The organism is Mycobacterium sp. IDUB_1, assembly GCF_055419625.1.
On the sequence record NZ_JBVAYA010000001.1, the window covers coordinates 1,700,039 to 1,725,349 of the forward strand.

A 25,311-nucleotide genomic window follows, 5' to 3' on the forward strand; every position below is an offset into this window, starting at 1 on the left:
TGAGTCAGGACTTGCGTGCAGTGGCTGCCCTCTGCTTTTTGGTGTCGGCCAGCTGCTCGAGTCGTTCTGCCTGAGCCCGACTTTCGTCGGCTTCGGACTGCTTGGCGTGTGCGCTGTTCAGCTGGGACTGTGCAGCTGCAGTGGCCTTGCCTTCGTTGACGCGGATGTTCTGCTGCGTTGCACGTTTGGCCTCATCGACTGAGTCCTTCCGGCGTTGCGCGACTTCGTCTGCCTGGTGCTTGTCCGCTTCTGCACGCTCGCGGGCAGTCTGTGTTGCCCTGCTCTTGCGCTCCTCGGCGTCGGACCACGCGCGCCTGATGTCGCGGTTGGCCGATGCGCGCGCCTGCTTGCTCTTCTCGGCAACGTTGTCGACTGTGGATCTCAAGTCCGCTGCCGCGTGCGCTTCCTTGCGCGCGGCGGCTGCATCGATGCGGGCGGCACGACTGAGTGCGGCACTGCGCTCGGCAAGAGCCTCACCGCGCATCTGGAGCTCCGAGTCGCCCAGCGCGTTGCCGACGGCCGCGTCGATCAGGCCGAGTGAGCGCTCGTACAACAGACGTGCGGGAGCTTCCGCGTCCATGCGCACGAACAGCCTGTCCTCGATCACCTGGAGCGGGAACCGGGCGATCTTGTACTGCAGACCCAAGACGGCGAAGGGGATAGTGGTGATTCTCATCGATGACTCCTGCGGCTGGCCGGTGCTCATGGCAGATCGGCTTCGTGGGTGAGGCGCGCGGCGCGTGCCCTGATGCGGTCGGCTTCTTCGTGGGCGTTGGTGGTGACGTGCTCCACGGTCTCCCGCTCGTCGACGGCATGCGCGACATCCTGCGCGGCCGCCGACATCTGGGCCTGCTCTTCGGCCTTCGCCTGTTGCACATCGTGCTGCGCGTCGACATCGGCCTGAACCTTTTTCTCGGCGGCCTGTGCAGCGGCGGCGCGTTCGGCCTCGCGCTTCTGATCCTGCTGCTGCTCGTGCACCGCCCGCTCGGTGGCCGCGGCTTCGGCGTTGACCGCGCTGCGCTCCTGCGCACCCCGCCGCTGTGCTTCCGCTGCCTCCGCGCGGGCCTGCACTGCTTCGGCGTCGGCGACCGCCTCCACGGTGTTGGCGTGTTTGTGCTCTCGGGCCGCCATCTGCTCGAGTTGGCCCTCGGCGGTCATCGAGTCGTTGCCAGTCACCGCCCCGACGAATTCTTTGGCCTTGCCTTTCACCATGTCGATCAGACCTTTGCGGGCTCGGCCGGCATCATCATGCTCTGTCATTGTTTCTCCTTGTGTGACAACACGATCGGCGTCGTCGTGAGGCGACCTCGGTGTCGTTGGAAATCGGAACTCTGATCGCTTGCGAGCGGGAAATCAGTCCCGCACTCGTCGTGCCAGCGAATTACCGACGCCGGTGAGGATCTGCGTGGGCCGTTGCTGCTCGCCTTGCTGTGCGCTCAGGATCAGGATCGTGCCCGTGAGTACGGGTAATGCCCACTGCAAGTAGCGCAGCTGACGTTGTGCGTCTGCCACCTCGTCTGGAGTGGCTGCCGTTGGATCTGTCGCCCCTTCTGCCGGAGTCCCATCGCCATCAGTAGTTTTGGCGCCGAGTAGTCCGCTGTACGCGGTGGCGCCCAGCGCTGCACCGGTGAGGAGGGTCTTCGCGATGGTGTTGGACGTGACGCCCGACTGGTGCCTGGCTCGATCGCGATTGGCATAGAGGATCGCGGCGCCACCCAACAGGTGCGCTCCGATGGCCACGGCGCTGACGGGTGCCCATTTGGCCCAACCCACGGCGGCAACGCGGAGGCGGTCATGCGAATCGCGAACAGAGGCAGCAGCGCCGTTGACCCCGACAGCCCCCATCAGTGAACCGCCGAACCACGCTGCGGCGCCGAGGTCGTGCAGGGATCGAACGAGCGTATTGCGTGATGACATGAAGACCTTTGAGATCGTGAGTACGTCGTGGATGCCGAGTGGCTGTCCCGGTCAGTTGGCAACGTCGGGACTCGACGCGACTACACAAGCTCACATGGTGTCTGCGACGAATCACATTCGGGTCGAATGAGATTCGATCTTGACTTGGCTGACTCTCTTGAGTGTACGCCTTGCCTGCTGCCACTCCGGCGATGTTTCTCCGAGCGCGCTATCGGGTACACCTCTCCGCCAAAGAGCGGATCAGTTTCGCTCCCAGAATCGGTCGATGACGCCGGCGACGGATTCGACCGCAGTCAATTCCCCGACGCCCAGCCCGGCGTTGACTGGCGCCAGCCGGTAGTCGCGGAGGGCGACCGCCTTGTGGAGAGCATCTGTCGCTGCGCTGTCGATGTCCTGCTCGCGGCCGCTCCAGCGGTCAGTGAAAGCGTTGCGTAGCAATCGTTCCGGCGTGTCTTCCGGCCACGGGTAGCCGAGTGCGACGTCGAAGACGCGAGAGATGACAGTGTCGTCGGCACTCGCGGTGATCATTGCCTGACGTGCCCCGTCCGGGAGCAGAGACTCTCGGCAGGCTGCGAACGCCGTGCCGATCCACGCACCTACCGCTCCGGCGGCGAGCACGTCGGCCAGCGATCTCCGGGACGCGATGCCGCCTGCGGCCAGCACGGGCAATTCCGTGTGGTCCAGGATCTGCGCAAGCAGCGCCGAGAGTGCCATGCGGGGCTGACCATGGCCGCCGCCCTCGGCGCCCCGCGCGACCAGCACGTCGACGCCGGCGTCTTCGGCTCGTCGCGCCTGGTCGAGATCAGCGACCTGGGTGGCGGTCAGCGCACGGGCATCGTGGGCGGTGTCGACCCACGAGAAGTCGTCGCAGAAGCTGACGGACAGCAGGGTCGGATGTGCCGCGAGGGCGGTCTCCAGCAGGCGGGGGTCATTGCGCACCCGCCAGCCGATCAGGCCGATGCCGAACGGGATGTCGAGGACGTGTGGCAGTTCTGTGAGCAGAGTGGATGGTGTTGCGCTGCTGCCCATTCCGATCATGCCCAGGCCGCCGGCGCGCGAGACCGCTGCGGCCAGCTTCCCGCCGGCGACCCCACCCATCGGTGCGTTGAGGATCGGGACCACGAGATCGAGCATGAAATGATCGTAGGCAGATGTGCTGCGCTCGGTGTGTGGCGAGCGCACGCTGCGGCACGCGACGCGCCGGGTGGCGGCGTGCAGACGCGCGCGCTCGCGGGGAAACGGGGGTAACTTGCATGGGCACTATAAAACTCCCCGTCTCGAGAGTGAGGTCCTGTGAGCGACGACATCGTTCGGCTGATGGAAGAGAACCTGCTTGCGGTGTTCAACGAGCGTGATGCCGATGCCCGGCTCGCGGTGGTGCGCCGCAACTACGCTGCCGACGTTCGGTGGTCAGACGCCGAGGAGACCGTGGTCGGCCAGGATCCATTGCACGCGAAGGCGCAGGTGCTGCTGGACGGGCCGCTGGCCGGGTTGTCGTTCACCCAGGCCGGACCGGTGCATCAGGTGGCCAACATGGGCTACCTGAACTTCGAGGTCTACGTGCCGGGCACCCGCGATGTGCTGGTCGCGGGGTTCGACGTCGCGCTCATCGAGAACGGCGTGATCGCGCAGTTGTTCACCGTTCTGACCCAGGAGCCGGCCACGCCATGAGCGCGATATCGGCCGCGGCGCGCAACTGCCGGCGGGACGCCCCGTCGCGTGCCTTGGCCGACAATCCCCGCAGCACCAGGTCGATGTAGTCGGTCAGCGCGGTCACGTCGACGGTTGCGGGCAGATCACCAGCTCGCTGGGACCGGCGTAGGCGGCGGGCGATCGCATCGCGGCCGGAATCGCGGCGTGCGCGCAGCGTCGGGTCGGAGATGACGAAGCAGCCCGGAGGGTGCGCCGGACGGGTGTACAGCTCGACGGCCCGGTCGAGCATCGTCGCGAACACCTCGTGCGCGGTAGGCGCCTCGAGCGCCGGCGGCACGACCGCGGACCGCTCGTAGAGCTCGACTGTGGCGTCGAACAGCGCCTGCTTGTCGCCGAAAGCGGCATACAGACTCGGTGGGGAGATGCCCATGGCTGCGGTCAGATCGTTGATCGAGGTGCGGTCAAAACCTCTGTCCCAGAACAGATGCATCGCCGCCTGCAGCGCTTCTGCGCGATCGAACTTCGGCGGCCGGCCCACCGTCTGATCCTATGCACCTTCGCGGGGCCTCTGCTAGCGTCGTCGCTTGAACGACCACTACAAAAAAATCGAGAGGCCGCCATGAGCTACGCGATCATCGGTTCGGGGAACATCGGCTCTGCGTTGGCGGGACACTTCGCCCGCACCGGCATCGACGTCGCCGTCGCTGCGTCACGCGGCCCCGACACCGTCGCCCCGTTGGCGCAGCGCCTCGGGCCGAACGTCACCCCGTCCGACGTCTCCGACGCGCTTCAGGCCGGGGTGGTGATTCTGGCCGTCCCGTTCGACGCGGTGCAGGCGCTCGTCGGCCAGGTGCCGGACTGGTCCGGCAGGATCATCGTCGATGCCACGAATGCCATTGACTACAACGACTTCTCGCCAGCGGACCTCGGCGGGCGCGCGTCGTCGGATCTGGTGGAGGAGTGGGCGAGCGGAGCCCGCGTGGTGAAAGCCTTCGGACACACGTGGGCCAAGGTGCTCGCTCGCGAGCCCGGGGACGGCCGCGGCGGGCGGCGGGTGCTGTTCGTCTCGGGCAACGACCCCTCTGCCAATGGCGAGGTCGCGGCACTGATGGAACGCTTCGGCTTCGAGCCAATCGATCTGGGCCGCAACGACGCCGGTGGGCTGCTCCAACAGTTCGGCGGACCGCTGACCACCCGTAGCTTCATCTCGCAGGCGATCGGGGGAGCGTCGCCAGGGGAGATGGACCTGGTGTAGCGCGCCCGCGGTGCGGGCCGTCACCAGTGCGCGGCGAGGAAGGTGCGGAGCGAGGTCGGGGGGCGCCCGGTGATGTCGCGGACGGTTGTCGTCACGAAGTCCTGCTCGCCGGCGCGGATGCATTCGTCGAGCCCGGCCAGCACATCCGCGAAAGTCTGCGGATAGCCGGCAGTGGCCAGGCGGGTTGCGAGTTCGGCCACCGAGACGTCGACATGGCGGATCTGCTCACCGAGCACGTCGGACGCGATCGCCGCGGCATCGGTGTAGGACAGCGACTCCGGGCCGGTCAGGAGCAATTCTTCACCGACGTGCTCGGAGGCGACCAGAGCTTCGACGGCGACGGCGGCGATGTCGTCGGCGTCGATGAAGCCGAGCCGGCCCGCGCCGGTGGCCGTGACGATCTCGTGCGTCTGCCGAATGCTCTGCGACAGCGGGTGGGGACCGACGAAGTTCTGCATGAACCACGAGGGCCTGAGCACGCTGGCTTCGGCGAAGGTGTCGGCGACCATCGCGTGGATCTCGCCCAAACCGGGCTCGCCCCGCTTGATCGCCGACGAACTCAACGCCACGACCCTCTGCACCCCCTGCGCCACCGCCTGCTCGAGGAAGGCGCGCACCATCGGCACCGGATCGGCAGAGCTCGTCGGAGCGACCAGGTACATCGCCCGCACACCGCTCAGCGCCGCGGCGAAGGTCGTGTCGTCGGCCCAGTCAAAGGCGACCGCATCCGGATCGGTGCGATCAGGGTGCCGGCTGGCCGCTCGCGCCCGGTACCCCAGGGCGCGCAGGCGGGCGACGACGGGCGTGCCGGTGTTGCCGGTCGCCCCGAGGACCAGGACGGGATCAGTCATTCCTGACGCCCTTCGCCAGGAGGTCTCCGTCACCGAGCGCCGCGGCGGCTGCAGCCGGGCTCCAATAGTCGCGGTAGTGCCGCACTCCGTCGGGGCCGACGGTGATCACGCCGACGTAGTCCATGTGGTACGGCGAGTTCGATTGCAGGACAACGCCGTCGGCGGAGAACTCCAGGATCACGGTCTCCGGGTCGAGGGTGTGGTGGCGCCGCAGCTCGGTCACGGTGTCGATGCGTAGGATGTTGCTGTAGTCCTTGAGGTAGTCCTGGACGTCTGCGCGGCTGTGCAGCACCGGATAGTCGGCCGCGGCGAACGGGAACTCCATCGACCCGTCAGGCGCCCATTGCGCGGCGAAGGCGGACATGTCGTTGCGGCGCAGGCTCTCGAGCAGGGCGTCGATCACCTCGTCGGCGTGGGCCCGGCGGTCTTCATCAGTTGGCTGAGTCATACGAGACGGAACGGTGTCGTCTCGTTTACTATTCCTGAGATGACGAATCTGCGAGCCCAGGTCACCGATGGAATCGTGGAAGCGGTGCTCGACGAGCTGGCCGCGGTCGGTTTCGGGCGGCTGTCGATGGACGCGGTGGCGCGGCGGGCGCGGGCCGGTAAGGCCGCCCTGTATCGGCGGTGGCCGTCGAAACAGGAGATGGTGCTCGACGTCGTCGCCGGGCTCAGCGTTCCCGCCGCGGCCACGGTGCCGTCAGACGATCTGCGGTCCGACGTCGCAGCGCTCGTCACCGGGGTCGACGAGTGGCTGAACGACTCCCGGATGTCGCGCATACTGCCCGACCTGCTTGCCGAAGCCATGCGCAATCCCGCGCTGGCGGCAGCGCTGACCGATCGTGTCGGGGCCGCCCGGCGCGGCTACGGACAGGCGGTGATCGACGCGGCAATTGCTCGCGGCGAGGTCTCCTCGAATGTCGACAGCGAGTATGTGTTGGATCTGGTTGCCGCGCCGGTGTTCTGGCGGATTTGCGGGCGCCGACAGCAGACCAGCCCGGAGTTCCTCGACCGGGTGGTCGACTCGGTGCTGCACGCCATGGGGTTCCGTGCGCATTGAACGCGCGCTCGGTGGCCGGTGAGCGCGCGCAGAGGCACGCGACACGCCGCGCGGGGATGTACAGACACGCGCGCTCGCGGAACGGGGGCGTCAGCGCACGACGATCGTGTGGTCGGTGCGGGGGACCAGCTCGCCGATGACCGGCGCGCCGGGGATCTCGCCGGCGATCAGCAGCCCGCCCGAGGTCTGCGCGTCGGCCAGCAGCAGCGCCTCGTCCTCGTCGACCGACAGCTCGATGTGCGGACGGACCCACTCCAGGTTGCGCCGCGTGCCGCCGCTGACGTACCCGTCCCGCAGCGCCTCCCGGGCGCCGTCGAGATAGGGCACGGCGCCCGCATCGAGCACGGCTGTCACCCCGCTCGCGCGTGCCAGCTTGTGCAGGTGCCCGAGCAGACCGAAGCCCGTGACATCGGTGGCGCAGCGGACACCGGCCGTCAAGGCTGCCTGAGATGCCTCGGCGTTCAACGTCGTCATCGCATCGATCGCCTGCTCGAAGCGTTCCCCGGTGTTCTTGTGCCGGCTGTTGAGCACACCGATGCCCAGTGGCTTCGTCAACGACAGCGGCACACCGGCCACGCCGGCGTCGTTGCGCAGCAACCGGTCCGGATCGGCGATGCCCGTGACCGCCAGGCCGTACTTCGGTTCGGGATCGTCGACGCTGTGTCCGCCGGCGAGGTGGCAGCCCGCCTGCACGCAGACGTCCATGCCGCCACGCAGCGTCTCGGCGGCCAGGTCGAACGGCAGCACGTCGCGCGGCCAGCCCAGCAGGTTCACCGCCACCACCGGCCGCCCACCCATCGCGTACACGTCGGACAACGCATTGGTCGCCGCGATCCGGCCCCAGTCGTAGGCGTCGTCGACGACGGGAGTGAAGAAGTCCGTCGTCGCGATGAGCGCGGTGCCGCCCTCGATCCGGACCGCGGCAGCGTCGTCGCCGTCGTCCAGGCCGACGAGCAACTCGCCGAGAGCATTCACCGGCGTCCGGTGCCGGAGCCCGCGAACCACCTCTTCGAGCTCGCCGGGCGGGATCTTGCAGGCACAGCCGCCGCCGTGGGCGTACTGCGTGAGCCGGTGCGTCATGGCGTCCATGCTGCCCTGCCATGATGGGGAGGTGGCTCAGGGAGGCGTATCCGGTCTGGTGACCGGCCCGATCTTCAAAATCGCTGAGCGGCAGTTCCTGTCGCTGGCGGGTTCGATTCCCGTCCGCCTCCGCCATTTCCCCCGCGATTTCGGCGTGATCGACGTCGCGGAGCGCAGACAACCACGCCGAAATCGCCATGAGTGACCCGCGCCGTCGGGTGCCGCGCACTGACGCCGTGCTCGCCGATCCGCGGCTGGTCGCCGCGGCTGACACGCTGGGCCGCGTGCTGGTCAAGGGTGTGGTGGCAGACGCACAGCAGCGGGCTCGCGCCGGGGAGATCGACCCCGAGCAGGTCGCCGATCACGCGGTCGCATCGCTACCCACGAGCGCAGCCACGCTGCGGCCTGTCATCAACGCGACCGGCGTCGTCGTGCACACCAATTTGGGCCGCGCCCCGCTGTCGCAGGCGGCGATCGACGCGGTGACCACCGCCAGCGGCGCCACCGACGTCGAGTTCGACCTCGCGACCGGGCGCCGGGCCCGCCGCGGCAGGGGTGCGCTGGCCGCCCTGGCCGCCGCGGTGCCCGCCGCCGAGGCTGTGCACGTCGTGAACAACAACGCGGCCGCGCTGCTGCTGACCGCGATGACGCTCGCGCCCGGCAAGGAGATGATCGTCAGCCGCGGCGAGCTCATCGAGATCGGCGACGGATTCCGGCTGCCCGAGCTGATGACGTCCACCGGCGCCCGCATCCGCGAGGTCGGGACCACCAATCGCACGCACCTGCGCGACTACGCCGACGCGATCGGGCCCGACACCGGCTTCATCCTCAAAGTGCACCCGTCGAACTACCACGTCAGCGGTTTCACCTCGACGGTCTCGGTGCGCGACCTCGCGACGCTCTGCCGGGGCGAGCGTAGCGACGGGGGAAATTCGGTGACGCTGGTGGTCGACATCGGCTCGGGCCTGCTGAGCCCGCACCCGCTGCTGCCCGACGAGCCCGACGCGGCAACCGTGCTGCGCCACGGCGCCGACCTGGTCACCGCCAGCGGTGACAAGCTGCTCGGCGGTCCGCAGGCCGGGTTGCTGTTCGGTGCGGCTGAGCTCATCGAACGACTGCGCCGACATCCCGCGGCCCGCGCACTGCGCGTGGACAAGCTGACGCTGGCCGCGCTGGAGGCCACGCTGGTCGGACCGCCGACGCCGGTCGCGCAGGCGCTGACGGCCGACGTGGCCGAGCTGCGGACTCGAGCCTCGAGGTTGGCGGTTCAGGTGCCCGGCGCCGAGGTCGTCGACTGCATGTCCGCGGTGGGCGGCGGCGGCGCTCCGGACGTCGAATTACCCAGTGTCGCAATCGCTCTCCCTGTGCAGTACGCCGCCGCGCTGAGGACCGGTGAGCGTGCGGTGGTCGGACGTATCGAGGACGGTCGCTGCCTGCTCGACCTGCGCACCGTTGCGCCAGAAGACGATGAGGCGATGCTCGAGGCAGTGCGGTCATGTATGTCGTAGCGACGGCAGGACACGTCGACCACGGCAAATCGACTCTGGTGGAACGGCTCACGGGTATGGGGCCGGACCGGCTCGCCGAGGAGCGGCGTCGTGGCCTGACCATCGACCTCGGCTTCGCGTGGGCCGACATCGCCGGTCGGGAGATCGCATTCGTCGACGTCCCTGGCCACGAACGCTTCGTCGGGAACATGCTCGCCGGCGTGGGGCCCGTCCCGGCCATCATGTTCGTCGTCGCCGCCACCGAGGGCTGGATGCCGCAGTCCGACGAGCACGCCGCCGCACTGCGCGCCCTCGGCTTGCGCCACCTGCTGGTCGTCATCAGCAAGGCCGACCTCGCCGACCCGGCATCGGCCATCGCTGATGTGCGTCAGCAGCTCCCCGACGCAAGGATCGTGCTCGGCACCGACATCGATTCCGTGCGAAGCGAACTCGTGGCGCTCACAGACCGTCTACCGGCGCCGGATCGAGATGCCGATGTGCGGCTGTGGGTGGACCGGTCGTTCACGGTTCGTGGCGCCGGCACCGTCGTCACGGGCACGTTGGCGGCCGGCACCATCCGCGTCGGTGACGAGCTGGTACACAACGGCCGTCGCGTGACCGTGCGCGGCGTGCAGTCCCTCGGCCGAGATCATCAGAAGGTCGCTGCGGTGGCACGCGTCGCCGTCAACCTCCGCGGCGTCGACCACCACGACATCACGCGCGGCGACACCCTCTGTACGCCCGGAGCCTGGCGCGGTACCTGCGAGATCGACGTCGCGCTGCGGGCAGCCGGAAAACTGCAGCAGGAGTTGGTGCTGCACATCGGATCCGCGTCGATGCCCGTCCACGTGCGACCGCTGGGCGATGCAGCGGCACGGCTGCGACTGCCGCGCGCGCTGCCCCTGCGCATCGGCGACATCGGGCTGCTCCGCGATCCCGGCGAACACCGCATTGCCGCCGGAATCGAGGTGCTCGACGTCGCGCCGCCGGCCTTGCAGCGGCGCGGCGATGCCCGTACCCGGGCAGCCGAACTCGCCACCGGGCGGGTCTCGCCACCGGTGTGTGCACGCGTGAAAGATCTGCGCGCCAGGGGTTTCGAGCCTGTGGGCGAGCGCGTGGGGGAGTGGGTGGTCGACGCGAAGTGGTGGGCGCAACGGCGCGAGGACCTGGTGAGCGCGGTGGCGCGCTGGTCAGCCGGGCATGACATCGCCGCGGGCATGCCGACCGAGGAGCTGCGGCGCGACCTCGAGTTGCCCGCCATCGAGCTCGTCACCGCATTGGCCGCCGGCACCGGTCTCGAAGTCGCCGACGGCCGGGTCCGGCGGCCCGGTGCCGCGCTGCCCGATCGCGTGGAGAAAGCGGTGTCCACGCTCGAGGAGTGGCTGGCCGCCGAGCCGTTTCGCGCGCCGGACGCCGACGAGCTGGCCGAGCTGCACCTAGGGCCGAGGGAGCTGGCGGCGGCGGTGCGGGCAGGCCGGCTGGTCAAGATCGCCGACGGCGTGGTGCTCGGTCCGCAGGCCTACCAGCGCGCCGCCGAGGTCCTCGCCGGCGTGCCGCAGCCGTTCACCGTCGCCGACGCCAAACGGGCGCTGGACACCACCCGTCGGGTCGCCGTGCCCCTTCTCGAGGCGCTCGACGCGCGCGGGGTCAGCCGACGCCGTCCCGACGGGACGCGCGTTCTGGCTCCGTGACCGCAGTGTTCTTGGGAGTGGCGCGCAGCGAGCCCGGATGGGCCTTCGCGCTGGGGTCCTTGCGGGTCTTCGCCAGGCTGGCGATGGTGGTGACGGCGAGGATCACGACGATCACCACCAGGCTCAGGTAGGTGTTCACCTCGGGGATGTTCGGGTTGACGTCGACGTGGCCCCAGTGCAGCACCAGCTTCACACCGATGAACGCCAGGATGATCGACAGGCCCGTCGACAGATACACCAGCCGATCCAGCAGGCCCTTGACCAGGAAGAACAGGGCGCGCAGACCCAGCAGTGCGAACGCGTTCGCGGCGAACACGATGTAGGGCTCGGACGTGACCCCGAAAACCGCGGGAATCGAGTCCAGCGCGAACAGCAGATCCACACTGCCGATCGCGATCAGCACCGCGAGCAACGGCGTGGCCATCTTGCGGCCCTGAATGCGGGTGGTCAGCTTCCCGCCGTCGTAGTCGTCGCTCAGAGGCAGGAACTTGCGCGTCGCCTTGATCATGATGTTGTTCTCGACGTCGGGGTCCTCGTCGCGGTGCCGGAAGAGCTGCACCGCCGTCAGGATCAGCAGGATGCCGAAGATCAGGAACATGAACGAGAACAGCGACAGCAGCGTCGCGCCGACGGCGATGAAGATCGCGCGCATGATCAGCGCCAGGATGATGCCGAACGTCAGCACCTTGTGCTGATGTTCCTCGGGCACCGCGAACGTCGCCATGATGATCACGAACACGAACAGGTTGTCGACCGACAGGCTCTTCTCGACGATGTAGCCGGCGAAGTACTGCGTGCCGAAGTCGGTGCCGTAGGTGGCCATGAACCACACCCCGAACGCGATCGCGACGGCGATGTAGAACACCGACCACGCAGTGGCTTCCCGGAATCCGACGCGGTGGGGGCGAACCGCGGCAAGGATCAAGTCGACGGCGAGCAGAGCGACGATCAGACCGATCGTCACCCCCCAGGTCAGAAGGCTGATCTCGAGCATGCACCCTTTGTACAGGAGGTTCGAAGGTTAACCTGCTGTTCACCGGGTAGTCCCCGCCTTGCCAACGCGCACAACCGGCGGTTGGATCGGTGGTGTCGCGGGTGAAGGAGGCGGTGGGTGGATTTCAAGAAGTTGATCGAATCCTGGCCTGTGTACCGACAACTCACCGGCGATGACAAGCTCGGCCGCGGCCATGCCGCCCAGTCGCGGCGTTCGCTGACCCTGACCCCGCGCACGGCCGAAGCCGACCACGTCGCGCACTCGGTGTGCCCCTTCTGCGCCGTCGGCTGCGCGCAGAAGGTGTACGTCAAAGACGACAAGGTCGTCCAGATCGAGGGCAACCCCGACAGCCCGATCTCGCGCGGCCGGCTGTGCCCGAAAGGCTCGGCCAGCAAGCAGCTGGTGACCGGGCCGCAGCGGCTCACGAAAATCCGCTATCGCGCGCCGTACGCCACCGAGTGGCAGGACCTCGATCTCGAGACCGCGATGGACATGGTCGCCGACCGCGTGCTCGACGCCCGCGAGAAGGGCTGGCAACAGTTCGATGCCGACCGCAACACGCTGCGCCGCACGATGGGGCTGGCCAGCCTCGGCGGCGCCACGCTCGACAACGAAGAGAACTACCTGATCAAGAAGCTGTTCACCGCGCTGGGCGCCCTACAGATCGAGAACCAGGCGCGTATTTGACACAGCGCCACGGTTCCCGGTCTGGGGGCCTCCTTCGGTCGCGGCGGGGCGACGGACTACCAGCAGGATCTCGTCAATTCGGACTTCATTGTCATCATGGGGTCGAACATGGCCGAGGCGCACCCGGTCGGCTTCCAGTGGGTGATGGAGGCCAAGGCGCGCGGGGTCGAGGTCGTCCACATCGACCCGCGGTTCACCCGCACCAGCGCGTTGGCCGACCGGCACGTTCCGCTGCGCGCCGGTAGCGACATCGCGTTCCTCGGTGGGGTGATCAACTACATCCTGTCCAACGAGCTCGACTTCCGGGAGTACGTCACCGCGTACACCAACGCGTCGTTCCTCGTCGACGAGGGCTACCAGGACGCCGAGGATCTCGATGGGTTGTTCTCCGGGTACGACGAGGCGACCGCGTCCTACGATCCGGAGACCTGGCAGTACCAGAACACCGACGCCGAGGGCGGCGGGTCGAGCGCCAAGGAGCACGCCGCACCGGATCAGCAGGGCTCCGGCGGGGCTCCGATCCAGGGTGCGGCCGACATCCCGAGCGACCCGACGCTGCAGGACCCGCGCTGTGTCTACCAGATCCTCAAGCGGCACTATGCGCGCTACACCCCCGAGATGGTCGAGCGGGTGTGCGGGGTGCCGTCCGAGCAGTTCCTGGACATCGCACGCCAGTGGACGTCGGCGTCGGGCCGCGACAAGACTGCCGCACTGGTGTACAGCGTCGGCTGGACCCAGCACACGCTGGGCGCGCAGTACATCCGCGCCGGAGCGATCATCCAGCTGCTGTTGGGCAACATCGGCAGGCCCGGCGGTGGCGTGTTCGCACTGCGCGGCCACGCGAGCATCCAGGGCTCCACCGACGTGCCGACGTTGTTCAACCTGCTGCCGGGCTACCTCGCGATGCCGCGGGCCGGACAGGAGACACTGGCCGACTACGTGGACGCGATCACCAGTCGCAATCAAAAAGGCTTCTGGCACAACGCCGATACCTACATGGTGTCGCTGCTCAAGGAGTACTGGGGCGACGCGGCGACGCCGGAGAACGACTTCTGCTTCGATTACATGCCGCGCATCAACGGCGACCACGGCACCTACCGCACCGTGATGGACATGGTGGACGGCAAGGTGTTCGGCTACTTCCTGCTCGGGCAGAATCCGGCCGTGGGGTCCGCGCACGGAAAGTTACAGCGTCTCGGCATGGCGAATCTGGATTGGCTCGTGGTGCGCGATCTCGTCGAGATCGAGAGCGCGACGTTCTGGAAGGACGGGCCGGAGATCGAGACCGGGGAGATCTCGCCCGAGACGTGCCGCACCGAAGTGTTCCTGTTCCCGGCGGCGTCGCACGTCGAGAAGGCGGGTACCTTCACCCAGACCCAGCGCATGCTGCAGTGGCGTGAGAAGGCCGTCGAGCCCCCGGGTGACGCCCGTTCGGAGCTGTGGTTCTTCTATCACCTCGGCCGCATCCTGCGCGAAAAGCTCGCCGGCTCAACCGATGAGCGCGACCGTCCACTGCTCGATCTGTCGTGGAACTACCGGATGGACGGCGACGAACCCTCGGGGGAGGACGTGCTGCGACGCATCAGCGGCATCGACGTCACCACCGACCGCGCCGTCAGCGGCTACACGGAACTGAAGGCCGACGGGTCGACGATGTGCGGCTGTTGGATCTACAGCGGCGTGTACGCCGACGAGGTGAATCAGGCCGCCCGCCGGAAGCCGCACACCGAGCAGGGGCCCTACGACAACGAATGGGGCTGGACTTGGCCGTTGAATCGGCGGGTGCTGTACAACCGGGCGTCGGCCGATCCGGCAGGCAAGCCCTGGAGCGAGCGCAAGAAGTTGGTCTGGTGGGATCCGGACAAGGGTGAATGGACCGGTTACGACGTACCGGATTTCGAGAAGACCAAGCCGCCGGATTACCGTCCCCCCGACGACGCGGTAGGGGTGGCGGCGCTGCGGGGTGACGACCCGTTCGTCATGCAGGCCGACGGCAAGGCCTGGCTGTTCGCCCCCAACGGGGTGCTGGACGGCCCGCTGCCCACCCACTACGAACCGCATGAATCGCCGGTGCGCAACCCGCTGTACCCGCAGCAGGGTAATCCGGCGCGCAAAGTGTATGGGCGAGAGGACAATCCGTCGAATCCGTCATGGCCTGACGCGCACGGCGACGTGTTCCCGTTCGTGTTCACCGCGGCCCGACTGACCGAACATCACACGGCGGGCGGAATGAGCCGGCAGCTGCCGTATCTGGCCGAGCTGCAACCCGCGCTGTTCGTGGAGGTGTCGGCCGCGCTGGCGGCCGAGCGCGGGCTGACGCACATGGAGTGGGCGCACGTGGTGACCAGCCGCGCGGCGGTCGACGCTCGGGTGTTCGTCACCGAACGCATGCGGCCGCTGCGCGTGGATGACCATGTGGTGCATCAGGTCTGGATGCCCTACCACTGGGGCGGCTCGGGGCTGATCGACGGTGACGTGGTCAACGACCTCCTGGGTGTGGTGGCCGATCCGAACGTGTTCATCCAGGAGAGCAAGGTCGCGACGTGCGACATCCGCCCGGGACGGCGGCCGCGTGGGCCTGCGCTGCTGGAGTATCTGGCGGACTACCGCGAGCGGGCCGGGATCACCAAGGCCACCGGCACCGATCTGGACACCACTCGGGTGTCGCCCGATCACACGGAGGAAACGCCATGAGCGGCAACAGCTTCTACGGCCCCCTGCCCGATCCGGCGGGCGACGCGGGCTATGACGAGCATCCGCCGCGGGTCGGCTTCTTCACCGACACGTCGGTGTGCATCGGCTGCAAGGCGTGTGAGGTGGCGTGCAAGGAGTGGAATGACGTGCCCGTCTCCGGTGAGGGCGACGGATTCAACCTGCTCGGTATGTCGTTCGACAACACCGGCAATCTGGGGGCCAACTCGTGGCGGCACGTGGCGTTCATCGAGCAGCCCGGTAAAGCGCCCGTCGACCTCGGGATGCCCGAGGTGACCGAGAAGGCCATCGAGATGGTGGGCGAATTGCCGGACTTCCGCTGGTTGATGGCCTCGGACGTCTGCAAGCACTGCACGCACGCCGGCTGCCTGGACGTCTGCCCGACGGGTGCGCTGTTCCGTACCGAGTACTCGACCGTCGTTGTGCAGCAGGACATCTGCAACGGCTGCGGGTACTGCGTCTCCGGTTGCCCCTACGGCGTGATCGAGCGGCGGGAGGGTGACGGCCGGGCGTGGAAGTGCACGCTCTGCTACGACCGGCTGCACGACGGGCTCGAGCCTGCCTGCGCCAAGGCGTGCCCGACCGACTCCATCCAGTTCGGGGTTCTCGACGAGCTGCGGGAGCGTGCCGCGCAACGCCTGGATGCGCTGCACGAGCGCGGCATCACCGAGGCGCGGCTCTATGGCGAATCGCCCGACGACGGCGTGGGTGGCGACGGGGCGTTCTTCCTGCTGCTCGACGAACCCGAGGTGTACGGGCTGCCACCGGATCCGGTGGTACCCACGCGCGACGCCGGGGCGATGTGGCGCTACGCCGGCATGGCCGCCTCGGCGCTGGCGGGTATCGCAGTGTCGGCGTTCGTCGGGAAGCAGACCTGATGCGCGAAAAGCTCAGCGACACTGACGCATCAGACCGCAACGCCCAGACTCGACACCGTCGCGGCGGGCGAGAGGACATGGCGGTACCGACGGCAGAGTTCCGGTCTTATTACGGCAGGCAGATCCTCAAGACGCCGGTGTGGAACTGGATGATCGCGGCGTATCTGTTCAGCGGCGGACTCTCGGCGGGCTCGGCACTGCTGGCCGCCGGGGCCGACCTGACGGGCCGCACGCAGCTGCGTCGGGTGTCGCGGCTCGGGGCGCTGGCGAGCCTGCTGGCAAGCATGTACTTCCTCATCGGGGATCTCGGCCGGCCCGAGCGGTTTCACCACATGCTGAGGGTGGCCAAGCCGAGTTCACCGATGAGCATGGGAACGTGGATTCTCGGCGCCTACGGCCCGGGTGCCGGATTGGCCGCCGTCGCCGAGCTGTTGCCGTCCCGGTTGCGGCGCTCACTTCCGGGGCGGCTGCTGATGTGGGCGGCGCGGCCCGCGGGCCTGGAGGCTGCCGCTGTCGCCCCGGGGGTGGCGTCCTACACCGCGGTGCTGTTGTCGCAGACGGCGGTTCCCGCGTGGAACGAGGCGCACCCCTACCTGCCGTTCGTGTTCACGGGCTCGGCCGCTGCGAGCGGGGCCGGCCTGGGCATGCTGGCTGCCCCGGTGTCGGAGAGCGGACCTGCGCGGCGGATGGCAGTTGCGGGGGCAGCGTTGGAAGTGGTCGCGTCGCGCGCCATGGAACGCAAACTCGGGTTGGTCGGCGAGGCGTACACCACCGGCCGACCGCACCGGTTGCGTCAGGCGTCGGAACTGCTCACCGTCGGCGGAGCCGTGGGCGCCGTTATCGCCGGTCGTCGGCGCTGGGCCGTCGCAGCCTCGGGCGCCGCGCTTCTGGCGGGCAGTGCGTTGCAACGCTTCGGCGTGTTCGAGGCGGGTGTGGCCTCGACACAGGACCCGAAATACGTGGTGGTGCCGCAGCGGGAGAGATTGGCGCGCCGAGAGGCGTAGCCGTGTCGCGAGTGTGCGTCCTGATACGGGCTCGGTAGCGTCGACTGATGACCTGGATGCTGGACCCTTCGCACGGCGAGCTGCTGGTGACCACCGGCGTCACCGGCCCTGCCGCCGCGATGGGGCATCGGCTGGTCCTCGCGATGACGGCATGGCACGCGACGGTGACGTGGTCCGGCGACGAACCAGCCGGGGTCGACGTGATCGTCGACGTCGACTCCCTGCAGGTGCTGCGCGGCGAGGGCGGAGTCAAAGGCCTCTCCGGCGTGGAGAAGTCGCTCGCTCGCTCCAATGCGCTGAAGACGTTGGACGCCAAGCGCTTTCCGCAGATCCGGTTCTCGGCAGACCAGATCGTCACCGCTACCGACGGGGGCTACCAGCTGACCGGCACGCTCGAGATCCACGGCAAGACCCGCCCGCGGTCAGTGGACCTTCGCGTCAACGATCTGGGCGCGGCGTGGCGCATGACGTGCGACGCCGCGGTGAGCCACGCCGACTTCGGTCTCACGCCGTACTCGTTGATGATGGGCGCCGTGAAGGTCGCCGACCCCGTGACCGTGTCGTTCCGCGCGGAGTACCCAAAGGACTGACGACGAGTGACCTACGGAGCGGGCTTGCGTTCCGTGATGAGCTTCTCGCCGCGGTCGTAGTCGTCGTCGGCGTTGAACGTGAGAACCCCTACAGTCGCGCCGTCGGATGAGTACCAGACGGTGAAGCCGTCGTCGTGCTCGACGAATCGGCTGTCGTCGTACCCGTCACCCCAGGCGTGGTACTTGACGTCGGCGTCGCCGATCGACGTCCAGAACCCCGGCACACCAGACCACGTCGGCTCGTCGTCGCCGGCTGCCGCCGCTCCGGCGACCTCACCCTGGTCAGCTGCGTCCTGCCAGTGTTCGATCGGCAACGCCCGCCCGGCGCCCGCATTGACCGCAACGGCGACGTCACCGGCGGCGTACACCCCGGACACACTCGAGCGCATGTGCTCGTCGACGAGAATGCGACCGTCCTGCATGGCCAGGCCCGCCGTCTCGGCCGCCGCACTGTTGGGTGTCACACCGGTGGCCGCCAGCACGACATCGGCGATCAATACGTCGCCGTTGTCGAGATGGACTGACCGATCGTCCAGTGAGGTCACCTTCGCGCCGCCGACATACCGGGCTCCTGCCTGCTCGACCAATTGCCGAAGGCGTTGCCCGGCCTCGTCGCCGAGACGCTTCTGCTGAGGCACCTCATCGGGGGCGACGAGGGTCACCGAGAGCCCCCGCATCGCCATCGAGGCCGCGGCTTCACAGCCGATGAAGCCCGCACCGATCACCACCGCCGTCTGCGCTGCACCGACGGCGGCACGCAGCTTCTCCGCATCGTCGAGCGACCGCAACTGCAGTGCACGTTCCCCGCCGGGCACCGGAAGCGGACTGGGACTCGCCCCGCACGCGATGACCAGCGCGTCGTAGGCGTATCGCTGCCCGTCGGCGACCACCACGCGCTCATCGACGTCGATGCGTTCCACGGCGGCGCCATGGGTGACCTCGACGGCGTGCTCGTCGAACCACTGCTGCGGATGCATCTCGACGTCGTCGGTCTCACCGCGCAAGAATTCCTTGCTCAGCGGTGGTCGGCTGTACGGGTGCCGGCCGTCGGCGGTGAGAATGCGGATCGGACTGTCGGGACGTCGAGCGCGGTAGGCCTCGGCGGCACCCAGACCCGCCGGGCCGCTGCCAATGACGAGCAAGCCGGGATCAGACATCGGCCCGGCATACCCACTGAACCTCGGCTCACGCCTGTGCCGCGGGGGCGCTTAGCGCTGGTGCGACCGGCCTCCGGACGTCGCGGGACGGCGGGACCGCCGACGCGCAGAACCCGGCGAGCGCCGCGGTGCGGCCGAAGCCGAGGGGCGCGACGGCGCGACCGCACGCTCGACCGGAGCCCGGTACGGCGCGACCTCACCGGCCACCTTGTGCACAGCCTCGGAATGGGCGGTCACCTGCTGAGGAGCCACCTGAATCCCGGCGCGACGCAGCAAAGCCTGTGTCTCCCTGCGCTGTTCGGGCAGAACCACCGTGACGACGTCGCCTGCGCTGCCGGCACGAGCGGTGCGGCCGGACCGGTGCAGATACGCCTTGTGCTCGGCGGGCGGATCGATGTGCACGACGAGTTCGATGTCGTCGACGTGTACGCCGCGGGCGGCGATGTCGGTGGCGACCAGCACGCGGACCTCGCCCGAGCTGAATGCGGCCAGGTTGCGATCGCGAGCCGGCTGAGACAGGTTGCCGTGCAGGTCAACTGACGGAATACCGGCATCGGTGAGCTGCTTGGCCATCTTGCGGGCGTGATGCTTGGTGCGCATGAACAGGATTCGGCGCCCGGTGCCCGACGCCAGCCGGTGCACCAGATCCTTCTTGTCCTGAGGGCCGGCGACGTGGAAGACGTGGTGCGTCATGGCCGGCACATGCGATTCCGGGGTGTCGACCGAATGCAGCACCTCGTTGCGCAGGAAGCGCTTGACCAGCTTGTCGACGCCGTTGTCCAGCGTCGCGGAGAACAGCATCCGCTGCCCGCCGGCCGGGGTGGCGGCAAGGATGCGGGTGACACCAGGCAGGAAGCCGAGATCGGCCATGTGGTCGGCTTCGTCGATGACCGTGACAGCCACGCTGTCGAGGCTGACCAGCTTCTGCTTCATCAGGTCTTCGAGCCGGCCCGGGCAGGCCACCACGATGTCGACGCCGGCACGCAGCGCCGTGACCTGCCGGTGCTGTGAGACGCCACCGAAGATGGTGGTGACAGTGAGGTTGTTCACAGCGGCCAGCGGTGCGAGGGCAGCCGAGATCTGGGTGGCCAATTCGCGCGTCGGCGCCAGGACGAGGCCTGTCGGATGCGACGGGCGGCGCTTGCTGCCGGCGAGGCGGCTGACCAGGGGCAGGGAGAATGCCAGCGTCTTGCCGCTGCCGGTCTTGCCGCGGCCGAGCACGTCTCGGCCGGCCAGGGTGTCGGGCAGGGTCTCCTGCTGGATGGGGAACGGGGAGGTGATCCCACGCGCGGTGAGCGCGTCGATCAGGGGTTGGGACACGCCGAGATCGGCGAAGTTCTTGTCGCTGTTCAACTTTCGATTGCCTTTCAGGCATTGGTGTGCCAAGGCGGCGCAACGTCGGGCGCGGTCCTCAACACAGGGTGGCGAGAGTGCCGGTGGGCACCATCGATCGCCGTGACTTATCTGTGTAGGTCCGCGAGCCATCAGGCCGGGGCGGCCTGGCAAGAGTGCCGGCGCCACTGTCGATGGCTTGCGTTTCACGACGCACCGGCCTGGTGTGAACCGGCCGGTGTGACTCCACCCTACCGCACGTGATCAGGCGAGCCGAATGTTGCGAAGGATGTGACAAGGGCCACCCGCCCACCCTGAGCGACTTTGTCGGCGGAAATCGAGCTCACCTCACCAACCGCCGACACTGTCGCTGACAGTGGGCCGACACCACGGTCAATCCTGGGCTGCAGCTCCCAGCGCCAGGAGCGACACCAGGTCGTAGGCCACATGCGCAGCCGCCACCCCGGTCATCTCAGCGTGGTCGTAGGCAGGTGCGACCTCCACGACATCCGCGCCCACCAGGTTCAGGCCGCGGAACCCGCGCAGGATCTCCAGCAGCTCGCGGCTGGTGATGCCGCCGGCCTCCGGTGTGCCGGTGCCGGGTGCATGGGCGGGGTCGAGGACGTCGATGTCGATCGACACGTACACCGGGCGCGTGCCCACCCGGGTGCGCAGCCGGTCGATGACCTCCCGCACCCCCTGGTAGTACACGTCGGCCGACGTCACGATCCCGAAGCCGAAGCGGCGGTCGTCCTCGAGGTCCTTCTTCCCGTACAGCGGGCCGCGGGTACCCACGTGGCACAGCGCCTCGGTGTCGAGGATGCCCTCCTCGACGGCGCGGCGGAACGGGGTGCCGTGGGTGTAGGCCGCCCCGAAGTAGGTGTCCCACGTATCGAGGTGCGCGTCGAAGTGCACGAGCGCGACGGGCCCGTGCGTGGCCGCCGCGGCGCGCAACAGCGGCAGCGCGATCGTGTGGTCGCCGCCGATGGTCACCAGCTTGGTGTTGTCGGCCGTGAGCTGCGCGGCGGCACCCTCGATGGTCTCGATCGCCTCGTCGATGTTGAACGGGTTGGCCGAGATGTCCCCGGCGTCGGCGACCTGCACGAGCTCGAACGGCGACACGTCCATCGCGGGGTGATACGGCCGCAGCAGCCGCGACGCCTCACGCACGTAGGTCGGGCCGAAGCGCGCGCCGGGACGATAGGACACCCCGGAATCGAACGGGACACCGGCGACGACGATGTCCGCGCGCGTCACCTGATCCAGGCGGGGCACCTTCGCGAACGTGGCCGGTCCGGCAAAGCGTGGGGTGACAGAAGCGTCGACGGGTCCGACAGGCATGGCTCAATCCTCCGAGACGATAGGGATGTTGGCGGCGGGCCCGGCGGGTGCCAACCGGGGGCCTTCAGGCCCGAACACGTCGGCCGGCTCCGGAAACAGCCGCAGCGCAAGCGGATACAACACCGCGGCCAGGCCGAGACCGACGGGGATGCTCAGATCCACTCCGGCGGCGAGATCGCCGAGCGGTCCGACGAACTGGCCCGGCAGATTGACGAAACAGATCGACAGCGCCGCCGCGATCAGCCACGCCCCGAGCCCCCGCCAGTTCCAGCCGTGGCTGAACCAGTAGCGACCGCCCCGCTGACGCCGGTTGAACACCTGCAGGGCATCCGAGTCATACCACCCGCGACGGGTGAACCAGCCCAGCATCATCACCACCATCCAGGGCGCCGTGCACGTGACGATCAGCACCGCGAACGTCGAGATGCTCTGCACCACATTGAAAGCGAAGCGCCCGACGAAGATGAACACGATCGCCAGCGTGCCGATGAAGACGGTGGCCTGCACTCGGCTGAAGCGGGGAAAGACGCTGGAGAAGTCCAGGCCCGTCCCGTAGAGCGCGGTGGTGCCCGTCGACATGCCGCCGATCAGCGCGATCAGGCACACCGGGACGAAGTACCACCCGGGGGAGACGGCGAGCAGGCCGCCGACGTAGTCACCGCCGTCGATGAATTCCGGTGCGGTGGTGGCCACGACGGTCGCGGTGACGAGTCCGAAGAGGAACGGCACCAGCGTGGCGATCTGCGCACCGAACGCGGCGAGCATCGGTTGCCACGACGGGGTGTCGCGGGGGATGTAGCGGGCCCAGTCACCCAGGAACGCACCGAAACTCACCGGGTTCGACATCACGATCAGCGCGGCGCCGACGAATGACGGCCAGTACAGCGGATCGCCTGCGGTCAGGGTGCCGGCGTAGGCCGGGTCGAAGACGCCGCCGAACGCGAAGATGCCTGCCAGGAACAGCAGGGTGGCGGCGACGACGGCGATCTTGTTGACCAGCAGCATGAATCGGAACCCGTAGATGCAGACGACGAGCACCAGGAGCGCGAACACGCCGTAGGCCACGCCGACGGCGATGTCGTTGTCCGGCAACCCCATTGCGCGGTTGGCGCCACCGACGAGCACGTCTCCCGACGTCCACACCGAGATCGAGAAGAACGCGATCGCGGTCAGCAGTGACAGGAACGAACCGACCACGCGGCCGTGCACGCCCAGGTGAGCCGACGACGACACGGCGTTGTTGGTGCCGTTCCGTGGGCCGAACAGCGACATCGGCGCGAGGATCGCTGCCCCCAGCAGCAGGCCGGCCAGCGTCGCGAGCACGGCGTCGCGGAACGAGAGTCCGAAGATGATCGGGAACGTGCCCAGGACGACGGTGGCGATGGTGTTCGCGCCGCCGAAGACCAATCGGAACAGGTCGAGGGGGCCGGCGGTGCGCTCGGCGTCGGGGATGGGCTCGACACCGTGGACCTCGACCTCGGTGGCCTTCGGTGGAGCGGTGCGGCCGGTGGCGGCAGTCGAGGTCATGAGCGGCTCCTGGGGAGTGTGATCGGGACAACGTTAAAACCACTCCCGGTGTGGCGCAATCGATACGATCACGCTCGGACCTCATGTGATCGTGAAATGCCGACTGCAGGTGCCACTACCGTCTTTGATGACAGAATCACGCCAGGCGTACGCACGATCTGGTGGCAGGGTGAGGCGGAAAATTCGTGGACGAAATTGACGGCGCGATCGTCGGCCTGCTGGAGCAGGACGGCCGACTGACCCATCTCGAGATCGCCGCGGCGGTCGGACTGTCCCGGTCGGCGGCCGCGACCCGGGTCCACCGACTGCTCAGCACGGGTCAGGTCGTGGTCCGGGGCGTCGTGCATCCGACGGTGCTCGGCCGCGGCGCGCTCGCGCACCTCGGCATCGTCGTGTCGGGTCGGGCTGCGCCTATCGCGCATGCGCTCGCCACGCGCAGCGATGTCGCGTTCCTGTCGTTGACCAGCGGGCCCCACGGGATGGTCGCCGAGTTCCGGGCAGGGTCGATGGCCGATATCGACCGGGCCATCGGAGAGGTGCGGGCAGTGACGGGAGTGGTCGGCGTCGACACGTTGTCGTATGTGGAGGTGGTCCGCGACGTGGTCGGCCCGGTCGGGGAGGTCGGTGTCACGGTCGACGACGTGGACCGCCGGCTGCTGCGTGCGCTGCAGGACGACGGCCGTGCCTCCTATGTCGATCTTGCTGCGGCCGTAGGACTTTCGGCCGCCGGTGCGCGACGGCGGGTGGTTCGGTTGGTGGCGAACAACGTCGTGCGGGTCGGTGCCGTGGTGCGGCATTCGGGGCAGGATCGGCAGAGCGCGCTGGGGCTGGGAATCCGGCTGGCCGGGGCGCCCGAGCCGGTGGTCGCCGCGCTGCGCGCGATGCCCGCGGCGATCTTCGTCGCGCGGGTGCTGGGTCGGTGTGACGTGCTGGCCACGGTACGGGCCTTCTCTGCGGCTCAGCTGGTGGACGTCGTCGACGAGATCAGGGGTCTGGCCGGTGTCACCGCCGTCGAGAGCTGGGTGCACCTCGACGTGGTCAAGGAGAACTACGCGTCGGGTTTTCCGGAGTGAGTGTGGCCAGCACGTCGTCGACCTCCGCGGCCGTCGTCGCCCAGGAGCACACCAGCCGCCACACCGGCTCCCCGAGATCGGGCTGGTGCACCTGATAGGACCGCGACACCCGTTCGGAGGCAAGCGGACTCAGCCGCACGAACACCTCGTTCGCCTCGACAGGCGAGGCCAAGCTGAGGCCGAGACCCTCGAGGCCGGCGCCGAGCGCGCTCGCCATCGCGTTCGCATGAGCGGCGGCGCGCAGCCACAGCTCGTCGGACAGCAGCGCCAGGAACTGAGCCGCCACATACCGGTGCTTGCTGGCCAGATGGCCGATCTGCTTCTGCACGAAGCTGATTCCGGGGAAGTGTTCGGGCCGGCGAACCAGGATCGCGTCGCCGAACAGCAGGCCGTTCTTGGTGCCGCCCACGGTCACGATGTCCGCGTCGCCGACCGCGTCGATCGGTGACACCTGTTGGCTGGCAATGGCATTGGCCACTCGGGCGCCGTCGACGTGGACGAGCAGACCGAGGTCGTGGGCGTGATCGACGAAGCCCTTGATCGCCGGCGCCGACCAGACGCGCCCGTTCTCGGTCGACTGCGTGATGGTCACGATCCGTGGCTGCGAGTGGTGCACCGGGCCACGGCGGGTCACACGGCGGTCCAACTCGTCGGTTGCGATGATGCCGTCGCTGCTCGGGAGCCGCGTCAACTGCGCACCCGAGAGTCTTACCGGGCCGCCCGCCTCGTCGAGCAGTACGTGCGCGACGTCGCTGCACAGGATCTCGTGCCACGGCTGCACCGCCGAGCTCAGCGCGATGATGTTCGCCGCCGTGCCGGTGAACGCGTAGAGCACCTCGGCACCGGGGGAGTCGAACGCCTCTCGCAGCGCGGCGGCCGCCTCGGCGGTGACGGCGTCGTCCCCGTAGGACGGCGCGGGTCCGGTGTTGGCGCGGACCAGCGCCTCGAGGACCGCGGGGTGTGCGGGTGCGGCGTTGTCGGACGCGAAGGCGGCGGAGACAGGCACGCTTGCCATTGTGCCC

At 68.5% G+C, this 25,311-nt stretch carries 24 protein-coding genes and 1 tRNA gene; 11 read left to right on the top strand and 14 right to left on the bottom strand.

What is annotated here, in order from left to right; all coding sequences use genetic code 11:
* Positions 1-4: 4 nt before the first annotated feature.
* The 4 genes from ACZYYX_RS08735 to ACZYYX_RS08750 form a co-directional block, all read right to left on the bottom strand.
* A complete protein-coding gene (locus tag ACZYYX_RS08735; protein ID WP_463814024.1) occupies positions 5-676 on the bottom strand; it encodes an IF2 family translation initiation factor in 672 nt (223 codons plus the stop codon).
* Positions 677-702: 26 nt separating this feature from the next.
* A complete protein-coding gene (locus ACZYYX_RS08740; RefSeq protein ID WP_463814025.1) occupies positions 703-1,260 on the bottom strand; it encodes a CsbD family protein in 558 nt (185 codons plus the stop codon).
* A 93-nt stretch (positions 1,261-1,353) separates the two neighbouring features.
* Positions 1,354-1,917, bottom strand: coding sequence for a hypothetical protein (locus ACZYYX_RS08745; protein ID WP_463814026.1), 564 nt, complete (start codon positions 1,915-1,917; stop codon positions 1,354-1,356).
* A 240-nt stretch (positions 1,918-2,157) separates the two neighbouring features.
* On the bottom strand, positions 2,158-3,051 hold the full coding sequence (locus ACZYYX_RS08750; RefSeq protein WP_463814027.1) for an NAD(P)H-dependent flavin oxidoreductase: 894 nt from the start codon (positions 3,049-3,051) through the stop codon (positions 2,158-2,160).
* A gap of 159 nt (positions 3,052-3,210) precedes the next feature.
* Between ACZYYX_RS08750 and ACZYYX_RS08755 the strand changes: the two genes are divergently transcribed.
* Positions 3,211-3,588, top strand: coding sequence for a nuclear transport factor 2 family protein (locus ACZYYX_RS08755; RefSeq protein WP_463814028.1), 378 nt, complete (start codon positions 3,211-3,213; stop codon positions 3,586-3,588).
* On the opposite strand, the gene ACZYYX_RS08760 is transcribed toward ACZYYX_RS08755, so the two are convergent.
* A complete protein-coding gene (locus ACZYYX_RS08760) occupies positions 3,554-4,108 on the bottom strand; it encodes a TetR/AcrR family transcriptional regulator (RefSeq protein ID WP_463814029.1) in 555 nt (184 codons plus the stop codon). The genes ACZYYX_RS08755 and ACZYYX_RS08760 overlap by 35 nt on opposite strands.
* Before the next feature lie 81 nt (positions 4,109-4,189).
* Between ACZYYX_RS08760 and ACZYYX_RS08765 the strand changes: the two genes are divergently transcribed.
* Positions 4,190-4,825 (top strand): NADPH-dependent F420 reductase, encoded by a 636-nt coding sequence (locus ACZYYX_RS08765; RefSeq protein WP_463814030.1) that lies wholly within the window; start codon positions 4,190-4,192, stop codon positions 4,823-4,825.
* Positions 4,826-4,845: 20 nt separating this feature from the next.
* Here ACZYYX_RS08765 and ACZYYX_RS08770 read toward each other — a convergent pair whose 3' ends face one another.
* Together ACZYYX_RS08770 and ACZYYX_RS08775 are read right to left on the bottom strand one after the other, a co-directional pair.
* Positions 4,846-5,676 (bottom strand): NAD(P)H-binding protein, encoded by an 831-nt coding sequence (locus ACZYYX_RS08770; RefSeq protein WP_463814031.1) that lies wholly within the window; start codon positions 5,674-5,676, stop codon positions 4,846-4,848.
* Complete coding sequence (locus ACZYYX_RS08775) at positions 5,669-6,124, bottom strand: nuclear transport factor 2 family protein (protein WP_463814032.1); 456 nt, start codon at positions 6,122-6,124, stop codon at positions 5,669-5,671. Before ACZYYX_RS08775 ends, ACZYYX_RS08770 begins: the two co-directional genes overlap by 8 nt.
* 39 nt (positions 6,125-6,163) lie before the next feature.
* Here ACZYYX_RS08775 and ACZYYX_RS08780 point away from each other — a divergent pair, with 39 nt between their 5' ends.
* A complete protein-coding gene (locus tag ACZYYX_RS08780; protein WP_463814033.1) occupies positions 6,164-6,736 on the top strand; it encodes a TetR-like C-terminal domain-containing protein in 573 nt (190 codons plus the stop codon).
* A gap of 90 nt (positions 6,737-6,826) precedes the next feature.
* Here the strand turns inward: ACZYYX_RS08780 and selD are convergent, their stop codons facing one another.
* Positions 6,827-7,816: a selenide, water dikinase SelD gene (selD, locus tag ACZYYX_RS08785; protein ID WP_463814034.1), complete on the bottom strand. Its 990-nt coding sequence runs from the start codon at positions 7,814-7,816 to the stop codon at positions 6,827-6,829.
* Between the two features lie 40 nt (positions 7,817-7,856).
* On the opposite strand from selD, the gene ACZYYX_RS08790 reads away from it, so the two are divergent.
* The 3 genes from ACZYYX_RS08790 to ACZYYX_RS08800 all read left to right on the top strand — a co-directional run bounded on the left by ACZYYX_RS08790 (position 7,857) and on the right by ACZYYX_RS08800 (position 10,994).
* Positions 7,857-7,951 (top strand) — tRNA-Sec (locus ACZYYX_RS08790).
* 62 nt (positions 7,952-8,013) lie between these two features.
* Positions 8,014-9,324 carry an L-seryl-tRNA(Sec) selenium transferase gene (selA, locus tag ACZYYX_RS08795; protein ID WP_463814035.1) on the top strand — a complete coding sequence of 437 codons (1,311 nt, stop codon included), beginning with the start codon at positions 8,014-8,016 and terminating at the stop codon, positions 9,322-9,324.
* Positions 9,312-10,994 (top strand): SelB domain-containing protein, encoded by a 1,683-nt coding sequence (locus ACZYYX_RS08800; RefSeq protein ID WP_463814036.1) that lies wholly within the window; start codon positions 9,312-9,314, stop codon positions 10,992-10,994. The genes selA and ACZYYX_RS08800 overlap by 13 nt, the downstream gene beginning before the upstream one ends.
* Here the strand turns inward: ACZYYX_RS08800 and ACZYYX_RS08805 are convergent.
* Positions 10,951-11,988, bottom strand: a complete 1,038-nt coding sequence (locus ACZYYX_RS08805; protein ID WP_463814037.1) for a TerC family protein — start codon at positions 11,986-11,988, stop codon at positions 10,951-10,953. The two genes, ACZYYX_RS08800 and ACZYYX_RS08805, sit on opposite strands and share 44 nt — an antisense overlap.
* A 117-nt stretch (positions 11,989-12,105) precedes the next feature.
* Between ACZYYX_RS08805 and fdh the strand changes: the two genes are divergently transcribed.
* From fdh to ACZYYX_RS08825, 4 genes are read left to right on the top strand one after another with little or no spacing between them, the layout of a single operon-like run.
* Positions 12,106-15,369: a formate dehydrogenase gene (fdh, locus tag ACZYYX_RS08810; protein WP_463814038.1), complete on the top strand. Its 3,264-nt coding sequence runs from the start codon at positions 12,106-12,108 to the stop codon at positions 15,367-15,369.
* Positions 15,366-16,265, top strand: a complete 900-nt coding sequence (locus ACZYYX_RS08815; RefSeq protein ID WP_463814039.1) for a 4Fe-4S dicluster domain-containing protein — start codon at positions 15,366-15,368, stop codon at positions 16,263-16,265. Before fdh ends, ACZYYX_RS08815 begins: the two co-directional genes overlap by 4 nt.
* Complete coding sequence (gene nrfD / locus ACZYYX_RS08820) at positions 16,265-17,269, top strand: NrfD/PsrC family molybdoenzyme membrane anchor subunit (protein ID WP_463814040.1); 1,005 nt, start codon at positions 16,265-16,267, stop codon at positions 17,267-17,269. The genes ACZYYX_RS08815 and nrfD overlap by 1 nt, the downstream gene beginning before the upstream one ends.
* Positions 17,270-17,316: 47 nt before the next feature.
* Positions 17,317-17,859: a YceI family protein gene (locus tag ACZYYX_RS08825; protein ID WP_463814041.1), complete on the top strand. Its 543-nt coding sequence runs from the start codon at positions 17,317-17,319 to the stop codon at positions 17,857-17,859.
* Between the two features lie 11 nt (positions 17,860-17,870).
* On the opposite strand, the gene ACZYYX_RS08830 is transcribed toward ACZYYX_RS08825, so the two are convergent.
* The 4 genes from ACZYYX_RS08830 to ACZYYX_RS08845 form a co-directional block, all read right to left on the bottom strand.
* On the bottom strand, positions 17,871-19,016 hold the full coding sequence (locus tag ACZYYX_RS08830; RefSeq protein WP_463814042.1) for an NAD(P)/FAD-dependent oxidoreductase: 1,146 nt from the start codon (positions 19,014-19,016) through the stop codon (positions 17,871-17,873).
* A 51-nt stretch (positions 19,017-19,067) separates the two neighbouring features.
* Positions 19,068-20,369, bottom strand: a complete 1,302-nt coding sequence (locus tag ACZYYX_RS08835; protein WP_463814043.1) for a DEAD/DEAH box helicase — start codon at positions 20,367-20,369, stop codon at positions 19,068-19,070.
* A 372-nt stretch (positions 20,370-20,741) separates the two neighbouring features.
* Positions 20,742-21,689: an agmatinase gene (gene speB / locus ACZYYX_RS08840; RefSeq protein WP_463814044.1), complete on the bottom strand. Its 948-nt coding sequence runs from the start codon at positions 21,687-21,689 to the stop codon at positions 20,742-20,744.
* Between the two features lie 3 nt (positions 21,690-21,692).
* Complete coding sequence (locus ACZYYX_RS08845) at positions 21,693-23,216, bottom strand: purine-cytosine permease family protein (protein ID WP_463814045.1); 1,524 nt, start codon at positions 23,214-23,216, stop codon at positions 21,693-21,695.
* Positions 23,217-23,401: 185 nt separating this feature from the next.
* On the opposite strand from ACZYYX_RS08845, the gene ACZYYX_RS08850 reads away from it, so the two are divergent.
* Positions 23,402-24,289 (top strand): Lrp/AsnC family transcriptional regulator, encoded by an 888-nt coding sequence (locus tag ACZYYX_RS08850; RefSeq protein WP_463814046.1) that lies wholly within the window; start codon positions 23,402-23,404, stop codon positions 24,287-24,289.
* On the opposite strand, the gene ACZYYX_RS08855 is transcribed toward ACZYYX_RS08850, so the two are convergent.
* On the bottom strand, positions 24,255-25,304 hold the full coding sequence (locus ACZYYX_RS08855; protein ID WP_463814047.1) for a threonine aldolase family protein: 1,050 nt from the start codon (positions 25,302-25,304) through the stop codon (positions 24,255-24,257). The genes ACZYYX_RS08850 and ACZYYX_RS08855 overlap by 35 nt on opposite strands.
* Positions 25,305-25,311: the final 7 nt, after the last annotated feature.

Excerpts from the sequence above, each read along its gene's own strand:
- ACZYYX_RS08745 (WP_463814026.1), bottom strand. The coding sequence starts at position 1,917 with ATGTCATCACGCAATACGCTCGTTCGATCCCTGCACGACCTCGGCGCC.
- nrfD (WP_463814040.1), top strand. The coding sequence starts at position 16,265 with ATGCGCGAAAAGCTCAGCGACACTGACGCATCAGACCGCAACGCCCAG.
- ACZYYX_RS08735 (WP_463814024.1), bottom strand. The coding sequence starts at position 676 with ATGAGAATCACCACTATCCCCTTCGCCGTCTTGGGTCTGCAGTACAAG.
- ACZYYX_RS08740 (WP_463814025.1), bottom strand. The coding sequence starts at position 1,260 with ATGACAGAGCATGATGATGCCGGCCGAGCCCGCAAAGGTCTGATCGAC.
- selD (WP_463814034.1), bottom strand. The coding sequence starts at position 7,816 with ATGACGCACCGGCTCACGCAGTACGCCCACGGCGGCGGCTGTGCCTGC.
- ACZYYX_RS08775 (WP_463814032.1), bottom strand. The coding sequence starts at position 6,124 with ATGACTCAGCCAACTGATGAAGACCGCCGGGCCCACGCCGACGAGGTG.
- ACZYYX_RS08825 (WP_463814041.1), top strand. The coding sequence starts at position 17,317 with ATGACCTGGATGCTGGACCCTTCGCACGGCGAGCTGCTGGTGACCACC.
- ACZYYX_RS08805 (WP_463814037.1), bottom strand. The coding sequence starts at position 11,988 with ATGCTCGAGATCAGCCTTCTGACCTGGGGGGTGACGATCGGTCTGATC.
- ACZYYX_RS08770 (WP_463814031.1), bottom strand. The coding sequence starts at position 5,676 with ATGACTGATCCCGTCCTGGTCCTCGGGGCGACCGGCAACACCGGCACG.
- ACZYYX_RS08830 (WP_463814042.1), bottom strand. The coding sequence starts at position 19,016 with ATGTCTGATCCCGGCTTGCTCGTCATTGGCAGCGGCCCGGCGGGTCTG.
- ACZYYX_RS08815 (WP_463814039.1), top strand. The coding sequence starts at position 15,366 with ATGAGCGGCAACAGCTTCTACGGCCCCCTGCCCGATCCGGCGGGCGAC.
- selA (WP_463814035.1), top strand. The coding sequence starts at position 8,014 with ATGAGTGACCCGCGCCGTCGGGTGCCGCGCACTGACGCCGTGCTCGCC.
- ACZYYX_RS08765 (WP_463814030.1), top strand. The coding sequence starts at position 4,190 with ATGAGCTACGCGATCATCGGTTCGGGGAACATCGGCTCTGCGTTGGCG.
- ACZYYX_RS08845 (WP_463814045.1), bottom strand. The coding sequence starts at position 23,216 with ATGACCTCGACTGCCGCCACCGGCCGCACCGCTCCACCGAAGGCCACC.
- ACZYYX_RS08800 (WP_463814036.1), top strand. The coding sequence starts at position 9,312 with ATGTATGTCGTAGCGACGGCAGGACACGTCGACCACGGCAAATCGACT.
- ACZYYX_RS08750 (WP_463814027.1), bottom strand. The coding sequence starts at position 3,051 with ATGCTCGATCTCGTGGTCCCGATCCTCAACGCACCGATGGGTGGGGTC.
- ACZYYX_RS08780 (WP_463814033.1), top strand. The coding sequence starts at position 6,164 with ATGACGAATCTGCGAGCCCAGGTCACCGATGGAATCGTGGAAGCGGTG.
- ACZYYX_RS08855 (WP_463814047.1), bottom strand. The coding sequence starts at position 25,304 with ATGGCAAGCGTGCCTGTCTCCGCCGCCTTCGCGTCCGACAACGCCGCA.
- speB (WP_463814044.1), bottom strand. The coding sequence starts at position 21,689 with ATGCCTGTCGGACCCGTCGACGCTTCTGTCACCCCACGCTTTGCCGGA.